This window comes from Mucilaginibacter sp., from assembly GCF_028287845.1.
In the GTDB taxonomy this organism is placed as follows: domain Bacteria; phylum Bacteroidota; class Bacteroidia; order Sphingobacteriales; family Sphingobacteriaceae; genus Mucilaginibacter.
Map to the genome: position 1 here is coordinate 1 of NZ_JAQBOW010000150.1, position 8,826 is coordinate 8,826.

The following is an 8,826-nucleotide window of genomic DNA, read 5'->3' on the forward strand; positions in this document are numbered from 1 at the left end:
TATAATAAACTGAAATAAGGGCATTTTTAATTGCGACAGACTGACTCATTTAAAGGGAAATTTTTGAGCCGCAAAGGTAATGATTAGTGATTAGAGATTAGTGATTGGAGATGAGTTTTTTGTAAAAAAAATGGGGTTTGTATTATGGATTTAAATTAGTTGTTATTATCTTCATCAACCAAACCGAAAACTATGAAAATTTCTACCTGCTTATTATGCGCCGCTATTATTATGTTGGTTAGCGCATGTCAAAAAAATGATATTGCTGTTATAAGCCAAAGTTCTTTAATAGGCATATGGAAACTTGATGCCAATTTTTATGGTACGGGCAGCGCCCCAACCTGGTACCCCGTAGCTAAAGATGATAACCATACCGTGCAATTTAACGCAGACGGAACGCTGGGCGGTAATGAGTATTCGCAATATTATGGTTATAAAGTAAAAGATAGCCTGCTTACCCTAAACAGCGCTGCAGATGCCGAATTAAGATTACTATACGCTATCAAACATGATACATTAACCATAACACCCGCTCCCCCGCTAATGTGTATTGAAGGTTGCGCGGTACGGTTTATTAAACAATAGGGGTGACAGAAAATGGCCGGGTCTATAAATTTAGGCCTGGTTACTCCTCCGTAAACTCCAAATCCTTACCATAAGTTTCATCCAAAAACCAGGCTGCGGTAGCGCCTATTGCAAATACAATTAACCCCGTTATCCAGCCTCCGGTAAGGTAATTATGAAAGATTCCACGTGTGAATTTAAATAATAGTAACATGAGAGGTAAAGTCCCCCGAACCATGTTTGGTATGCTTATTCCTGCCGATGCCCGCAGGTTAGTGCCAAACTGCTCAACACTACTGGTTATATATACCACGTTTAGGCCTGCACCATAACCTAAGCCTGCGCATATAAAATAAAACCATGCCGGGTTGCCGCCTGATTGGAAGAAGTACAGCAGTGTAAATACAATGGCAATCCCATAAAATATAAACAGCGTTTTTTTGCGGCTTTGTAACCGCTGACTTAGCCAGCCAACACTAAAATCGCCGGCGGCAATGGCCAGGTATAAATACATAATGGCAGTACCCGGCTCAATACCGTTTATACCCATAGCCTTACCAAACTGATCTGAAAAGGTAACCAGTATGCCAATAATATACCACACAGGCAAACCTATGAGTATACATTGCATATACTTTGCAAAGCGTTTACGGTTATTAAAGAACATTAAAAAATTGCCCTTGCTTACCGTGGCCTGCTGGATGTGTTTGAACATACTGCTTTCCTGCACCTGTATACGCATTACTAAAAGCACCAGGCCAAGCACGCCGCCTATATAATAGCAGGTGCGCCAGTCTACCATTTTACTTATTACCGATGCCGCTACCACTCCAAATAATCCAAAGCCGGCAATAAAACCAGCCGCCGTACTGCGTTTTTCTTTAGGGAGCAACTCACTTACCAGGGTTATGCCCGCGCCAAGCTCGCCGGCAAGGCCTATACCGGCAATAAATCTTAAAATAATATATTGATTTAAAGTACCCGCCATGCCATTTAAAATATTGGCGATAGAATAGAGCAATATAGACCCGAACAAAACTTTAAGTCGTCCTTTTTTATCACCAAGTATGCCGAATATAATTCCGCCTATCACCATACCTATCATTTGAATGCTGATAAGTAACTCACCCTTAGATAGTACTTCTGCAGGGTTTAAGCCAAGCGAGGCCAGGCTGGGTTTACGGATAATGGCAAACAGCAGCAGGTCATAAGTATCTACAAAAAAGCCAAGTGCGCTAACTATTACGGCAAGCTGGAAGATGCTGGTCGATGGTTTTTGGGTCATGGGAGTGATAAAGGTTAGAAATTGGAGATTAAAGATTGGTTTTTAGTTGTTGCGATAAAAATACACCTAATCTTCAATCTCCAAACTTTAATCTTTAAAAAATCAACTCTTCATTTTTTTCAATAAACTCTCAATTACCTTGGGGAAATGCAGGTGCTCTAATTGCTGACCTTTAAATTTTACCATTTCTAAATTATCGCCCTCCTCAATTTTAAATTTAGATTGATGGATGACCTCACCCTCGTCAAATTCTTCGTTCACAAAATGGATGGTAATGCCTGATTCTTCTTCGTTTGCGGCCAATATGGCTTTATGTACATTATCTCCATACATGCCTTTGCCTCCATATTTGGGTAAAAGTGCAGGATGCAGGTTAATAATTTTATTAGGGAAGTTTTTAAGCAGTGATGGTGGTACCAGCCATAAGAAACCGGCAAGTACAATAAGATCAACCTGCAGGGTTTTTAGCATCTTTATAACATCATCAGATTCATAAAATTCCTGGCGTGTAAAAACATGCGATGGTATCTCAAAATTATCGGCCCGCTGTAATACATAAGCTTGCGGATTATTAGTAAGTATCAATACAACTTCGGCTTCTGTATTGCGTTTAAAATGCTCCATTATTTTTTGAGCATTTGACCCTGATCCTGAAGCAAAAATGGCTATTCGTTTTTTCAAAATGGCGAATGAATGTTATTTATGACCCAAATATAAACCTTTACACCTTTTAATCACTATTGAACTGAAGCTTTTTGACGAATAAAGCCATAGCGTATAACCCTGCGTTTTGTAGTTGAGGTATGGTTGGGTATATCGCCGGTTAATAATACCAGCGAGTAATCGCCAACATTCTCAATTTTAGCCGAAGCAAATGGTTTAGAGCTGCCTGCGGCTGTAGTGTCTTTACATACCATATCCGAGCTGATGGATAACTGATCAGAAGATAATAACCAGTGCCCGCTTGCTGTAGGTTGATGCAAGCAGTCAAAATTGGTATAGGTACAGGTATTATCTATGTTAAATGTAAAAAGCTGGGTTGTATCACACAAGGTATTTAAGGTATCAATTCTTTTTATGGTGTCGCCAACAAACGATGTTGCACTCACTGATGCGAGCTGCCATTTACCATTGGCAAAAAGCGTTTGTACAGAATTTTGCTGAGTTTTTTTACAAGAATTGCTAAGCACGTTTATCAACAGTAAGCCTAGTATAAACAGAAATGGAATTTTTGTTTTCATTAAAAACATATTGCTGCAAAAATAAGTAACCAGCCGGCAATTATAACTGTTTTAAATTACTATTATTTTACAGGCAATTTTTAAGCTACTATATTTGCCCTATGCGAATACCTTTTGAACAACTTAAAGCCGAATTTAAACGCGTGCTTACTAATCTTAATTTCCCTGCCGAAAAAGCCGACCTATGCGCGCAAGTTTTTGCTGAAAACAGCAGGGATGGTGTTTATACGCACGGACTGAACCGTTTTCCGACATTTGCAAGGTATATAAAAGAAGGCGTTATTGTTGCAGAGGCAGCGCCAACAAAAGTTAATGGCATGGGAGCGATGGAACAATGGGATGGTAATTTGGGCCCAGGTATGCTTAATGCCCGTTTTTGTATGGATAGGGCAATTAGCCTTGCCAAAGAGAACGGCATAGGGTGCGTAGCTATTAAAAACACCAACCACTGGATGCGTGGCGGTACTTATGGCTGGCAAGCCGCCGAAGCAGGATATATAAGCATAAGCTTTACCAATGCCGCGGCAACCATAGTACCGTGGGGCGGCACAACAACTACATTGGGTAATAATCCGTTGGTTATTGCTGTACCGCGAAAAGAGGGGCATGTGGTGTTGGATATGGCTATATCGCAGTTTTCATTTGGTAAAGTGTTACAGTATCAAAGTTATAACGAACAATTGCCGGTGCCCGGCGGATATGATAAAGAGGGTAATATAAGTACAGATGCCGCGCTTATTGCCGCATCAAAAAGGTTATTACCCATCGGTTTCTGGAAAGGTTCGGGATTAGCCATGGTGCTTGACTTGTTGGTGGCTGTATTAAGCCAGGGCCGGTCTGTAAAACAGATAGGCGAGCGTAAAACAGAGTCGGGCGTATCGCAAGTGTTTATAGCCATAAAGCCACAAGACGGCCAACAAACTGATGACCTTATAGAGGAAATATTGAACTATACTAAAAGCAGCGAGCCTGTAAATCCGGATAAACCAGTTGCTTACCCGGGTGAGAATACTTTAAAAACAAGGAAGAAAAATATGAATGAAGGAGTGTTGGTGGATGAGAAGATTTGGGCGGAGGTGCAAGGGCTCTGAACTGCCTGAGCTACCCTGAACCCAATGTCATTAAGTTAAGGGAAAATATTAATTAAAAATGCGCCGTAGGTGCGAAACGTCGGTAGAAAAACGTCATATAAATCATTTGGCGTGCCGTCAGGTACGCAACAGTCGGCGAAGTTCCGTACCTGACGGCACGGTATTTCTTTGTATTTATTTTGCTACCGACCTTGAACCCCGATGGGGTACTTACCCCATCATCCCCTCAAACTTTTCCCAAAAACCATCTTTGGGTACGGGTGCTACAATTAATATGGGTTCTTTTTTTATAGGATGGATAAACTGCAACCTGCGGGCATGCAGGCAAATGCTTTTACGCAGACTGCCGCGCGGGTAACCGTATTTATTATCGCCAACAATGGGGCACCCTAAGGTGGATAGCTGCACCCGTATCTGGTGCGGACGGCCGGTTATGGGATCAACCTCAATTAAGTAATATCCTTCCAGTTCACCAACCAGTTTATAATTTAACTCAGATCGCTGGCTGCCAGGCACTTCACGATCATATGCTTTGGTTACGTTTTTCTGTGGATTCTTTATCAGGTAATGAACCAATGTGCCGGCTATTGGATTAGGCCTTTTGCGTACTACGGCATAATAAGTTTTATGCATTTCGCGGGCCTTAAACATTTTGTTTATCCGCTCAAGCGCCTTGCTGGTTTTGGCAAACAGTATAACGCCGCTCACGGGCCTGTCTAACCGGTGTACGACGCCTAAAAAAGCGCCGTTAGGTTTGTCGTATTTTTTGGCAATATATTTTTTAACCTTTTCATCCAGCGATTCATCCCCGGTATCATCCACCTGCACAATATCGCCCGCGCGTTTGTTCACGGCAATCAAATGGTTATCCTCATAAAGAATATCTTTTTCGGTAATATCGTAACTGGTATAATTAAATTCGGGTCGCGCCATGTTTAGTCGATAGTCTATGGTCGATAGTCCCATAGTTATTATTGTGTTGCCTGTTTAGTCCATAGTCCATGGTCGATAGTCCATAGTTATTATGAGTTGCTGTTTAGTCGATAGTCTATGGGTCATAGCCCAAAGTCCATGTATTATGTGTTGCCATGGTCTATGGACTATCGACCATGGACTAAATCAATATTGCTCCTGCTCATTCGGGAAATTTTTTCCCTTTACATCGCTAACATAATTTTTAATAGCGCTGTTCATTACATCGTATAAATTGGCATACTGACGCAAAAAGCGTGGTTTAAATCCTTTGTTAATGCCCAGCATATCATGTATAACCAAAACCTGTCCATCGCAATGCTGCCCGGCGCCAATGCCTATGGTTGGTATCAGCAGGCTTTCAGAAACCTCTTTAGCCAGTTTTGCAGGTATTTTTTCAAGTACAATACCAAAACAACCAAGGTCTTGTAGCTTTAAAGCATCTTCGCGCAATTTTTGCGCTTCGGCTTCTTCTTTTGCACGTACAGTATAGGTGCCAAATTTATAAATAGACTGTGGCGTTAAACCCAGGTGGCCCATAACCGGTATGCCCGCAGTTAATATACGGCTTACAGATTCGGCAATCTCCACGCCACCTTCAATTTTCACACCGTGCGCGCCAGATTCTTTCATGATGCGAATAGCAGAATTTAAGGCTTCTTTAGAGTTACCCTGGTAGGTACCAAAAGGCAGATCGACAATAACCAGCGCACGCTTAGCCGCCCGCACTACTGCCGAAGCGTGGTAAATCATTTGGTCCAAAGTAATAGGCAAGGTGGTTTCATGGCCCGCCATTACGTTTGATGCAGAATCGCCCACTAATATAATATCTATACCGGCATTGTCAACAATGGTAGCCATGGAGTAATCGTAGGCGGTAAGCATTGATATCTTTTCGCCACGATTTTTCATTTCCTGCAATATGTGGGTGGTAATTCTTTTTACTTCTTTATGTACAGACATGGCTGATTGATTTTAAGAATGGGCAAAGTTAGGATATTTTTATTTCGGATTTCAATGTTCGATTTCGGATTGAATGAATAGGATTATTAAAGCTATTTATGTCATCTAACAATAAGTTAAATAAGCGATCTTAAGGTTGAGCTAAAAGCTATTTAAATGGATAAATTTTTTGTGATAAACATGTTCCTATTATAAACAAAAGGCCATTATTTGATGATAACTTGGATTAATAATGACTGTATAACTAAGGCTAATTTATGGCATCTAACAATAGCTTAAAAAGTGATCTAAGGTTAAACCAAAAGCGATTTAAAGGGATAAATTATATTGTTATAACCATGGTTTCTATTATAAACAAAAGGCCATTATTTGATGATAACTTAGGTCAATTAATGAACGATTAAATGTTTAACTAAAAGCGTATAAAACTATGCTATTGTAAAGGATTAAATGGTTAATAAATGCTTATCAATGTATACAACAAATCCGTTAAATGAACAATTATATGAGCGTATAAAACTATGCTATTGTAAAGGATTAAATGGTTAATAAATGCATTATCAAAGTATACAACAAATCCGTTAAATGAACGATTAAATGTTTAACTAAAAATGGTTTTATAAATCCGAAATAAATACTATTTTTGCACCGTGAATCCGGAAGTTTCTTACTTCATCTTTCCAATTAAATTTTACGGCGCGTTGCACCAAACCAGCCGTTATTTTAACCATTCAATTTATTTAAACAAATGACTTATTTTACCAAATTACCGGCAGTATTATTATTAGCTGATGGAACTGTTTTTTATGGCAAAGCTGCCGGAAAGATTGGTACCACTGCCGGCGAAATTTGTTTTAATACCGGGATGACCGGTTACCAGGAAATTTTTACAGATCCATCATACTTCGGCCAGATAATGGTTGCTACCAACGCGCACATAGGTAACTATGGCATTGCAGATATAGAGGTAGAATCTGGCAGCATACAAATTGCCGGGCTGGTATGTAAAAACTATAACATTGCTTACAGCCGCAAACAGGCTGATGAGTCTATACAAGATTATTTCCAGGAGCAAAACATAGTTGGTATATCTGATATTGATACCCGCCAGCTGGTCCGTCATATCCGCGATAAGGGCGCTATGAATGCCATCATATCATCAGAAGTATTAGATATTGAAGAACTAAAAACCAAATTGGCAGAAGTGCCATCAATGGATGGTTTGGAGTTATCATCGCAAGTATCAACCAAAGAAACCTATACGTTTGGCGATGAGAACGCGCCTTACCGCGTAGCGGTGCTTGACTTGGGTGTAAAGAAAAACATCCTGCGTAATTTTGACGACAGGGATGTTTATGCCAAAGTTTACCCGGCTAAAACCACATTTGCCGAAATGGAAAAAGATTTTTCGCCATCGGGCTACTTCATATCAAACGGTCCCGGCGATCCATCTGCCATGCCTTACGCTATTGATACCGTGAAAGAGATATTAGCGGCCGATAAGCCCATGTTTGGTATCTGTTTAGGTCACCAGCTACTGGCTTTGGCTAATGATATCCCAACCAAAAAAATGTTTAACGGTCACCGCGGACTGAACCACCCGGTAAAAAATATCATTATCAACCATTGCGAAGTAACCTCGCAGAACCATGGTTTTGGTGTGGTGCCAGAGGCAGTACGCGCATCTGATAAAGTAGAGATCACCCACGTTAACCTGAACGACCAATCTATTGAAGGTATAAGGGTAAAAGATAAAAAAGCATTCTCGGTACAATATCACCCCGAATCGTCACCCGGCCCGCATGATAGCCGGTATTTGTTTGATGATTTTATTAAGCTGATGAAATAGAAGAATCTACGGGTAGTCCATCAAACCTTTTTTTTCTATTGCAAAAGGAAAGTGAAATGGAGGCGACCGTGCAATCCTTATTAACTGTTCCTTAAAGATTAACTGTTCCTGAAGAGTTAAATCGTGTATTCTTTTATCTGCGAACTCAATTTTTTGAGTGGGAGTTAAACCATTGAGTGTAAAGTAAATTATGCTTTCACCCTCTTTGCCCATTTTTTTAATATACGACTTTCCTATCTTAACTTTATAGGCATCTTCAAACTGTTTAATATAATCATGTAGGCTGGGTTTAATATAAATCCTTGGATCTGCAGGACAACATGAAGAGCCGTATTCTTCTGCATAATAAACTACAACAGAATCTTTATCATGATAACTATTAGCTGATATGTTGTTATAATTAATAAATCTATTATCGATACAGTTTGACTTTTTTACAGAGGCATATTGGGGAACTATGTATTCATTGAATTTGGATTTCATATTTGCTTGCTTTAAAAATTTTCTCTCTTTACCAGGCACAATGCGATAATGAGATGTTGCAAGTTGAGAATACAAAAGACTAAGCAATAATATTAATGATCTTATTTTCATGGTTTTAAAAGTAAAGACTATTACCGAATATTTTTTATTTCTTTTGATGATTGGCCTTTTGTACGAAATTAAGCAGGCATCGGGCGGTACGTTTCAAAATCGGAGAATGAATTGAAGAAGGGCGGGAATTAAATTAAAGAAGCGCGTCATTGCTGTAAGGGTTTAGTAATTCGGTAACAAAATTAGGTATTTATTTTTTGTTGTTTAGGGAGACCATATCGATAGGTTTTTTGCCATTAATACCTTGATGCGGCCTTTCCCAGTTAT

The 8,826-nt window shown here is 39.7% G+C and carries 9 protein-coding genes; 3 read left to right on the forward strand and 6 right to left on the reverse strand.

Translation table 11 applies throughout. From position 1 onward, the window contains the following. Window positions 1–192: 192 nt before the first annotated feature. A complete protein-coding gene (locus tag JWP71_RS14455) occupies window positions 193–585 on the forward strand; it encodes a hypothetical protein (RefSeq protein ID WP_299501314.1) in 393 nt (130 codons plus the stop codon). Between the two features lie 40 nt (window positions 586–625). On the opposite strand, the gene JWP71_RS14460 is transcribed toward JWP71_RS14455, so the two are convergent. From JWP71_RS14460 to JWP71_RS14470, 3 genes are all read right to left on the reverse strand, one after another. Then, entirely contained in the window at window positions 626–1,849 is a 1,224-nt protein-coding gene (locus JWP71_RS14460) for an MFS transporter (protein ID WP_299501317.1), read from the reverse strand. Window positions 1,850–1,951: 102 nt separating this feature from the next. Then, window positions 1,952–2,530, reverse strand: a complete 579-nt coding sequence (gene purN / locus JWP71_RS14465; protein ID WP_299501320.1) for a phosphoribosylglycinamide formyltransferase — start codon at window positions 2,528–2,530, stop codon at window positions 1,952–1,954. A 56-nt stretch (window positions 2,531–2,586) separates the two neighbouring features. Next, window positions 2,587–3,090, reverse strand: a complete 504-nt coding sequence (locus JWP71_RS14470; protein ID WP_299501323.1) for a DUF5004 domain-containing protein — start codon at window positions 3,088–3,090, stop codon at window positions 2,587–2,589. A 101-nt stretch (window positions 3,091–3,191) separates the two neighbouring features. Between JWP71_RS14470 and yiaK the strand changes: the two genes are divergently transcribed. Continuing rightward, window positions 3,192–4,181 (forward strand): 3-dehydro-L-gulonate 2-dehydrogenase, encoded by a 990-nt coding sequence (gene yiaK / locus JWP71_RS14475; RefSeq protein WP_299501325.1) that lies wholly within the window; start codon window positions 3,192–3,194, stop codon window positions 4,179–4,181. 210 nt (window positions 4,182–4,391) lie between these two features. Here yiaK and JWP71_RS14480 read toward each other — a convergent pair whose 3' ends face one another. After that, the gene (locus JWP71_RS14480; protein WP_299501327.1) at window positions 4,392–5,114 is read right to left on the reverse strand and encodes an RluA family pseudouridine synthase; all 723 of its coding nucleotides are present in this window, start codon (window positions 5,112–5,114) and stop codon (window positions 4,392–4,394) included. A 186-nt stretch (window positions 5,115–5,300) separates the two neighbouring features. Continuing rightward, entirely contained in the window at window positions 5,301–6,116 is an 816-nt protein-coding gene (panB, locus tag JWP71_RS14485) for a 3-methyl-2-oxobutanoate hydroxymethyltransferase (protein ID WP_299501328.1), read from the reverse strand. Between the two features lie 748 nt (window positions 6,117–6,864). Between panB and carA the strand changes: the two genes are divergently transcribed. Further along, a complete protein-coding gene (gene carA, locus JWP71_RS14490; RefSeq protein WP_299501330.1) occupies window positions 6,865–7,965 on the forward strand; it encodes a glutamine-hydrolyzing carbamoyl-phosphate synthase small subunit in 1,101 nt (366 codons plus the stop codon). Window positions 7,966–7,971: 6 nt separating this feature from the next. Here carA and JWP71_RS14495 read toward each other — a convergent pair whose 3' ends face one another. Continuing rightward, window positions 7,972–8,559, reverse strand: a complete 588-nt coding sequence (locus JWP71_RS14495) for a hypothetical protein (protein WP_299501332.1) — start codon at window positions 8,557–8,559, stop codon at window positions 7,972–7,974. Window positions 8,560–8,826 lie beyond the last annotated feature (267 nt).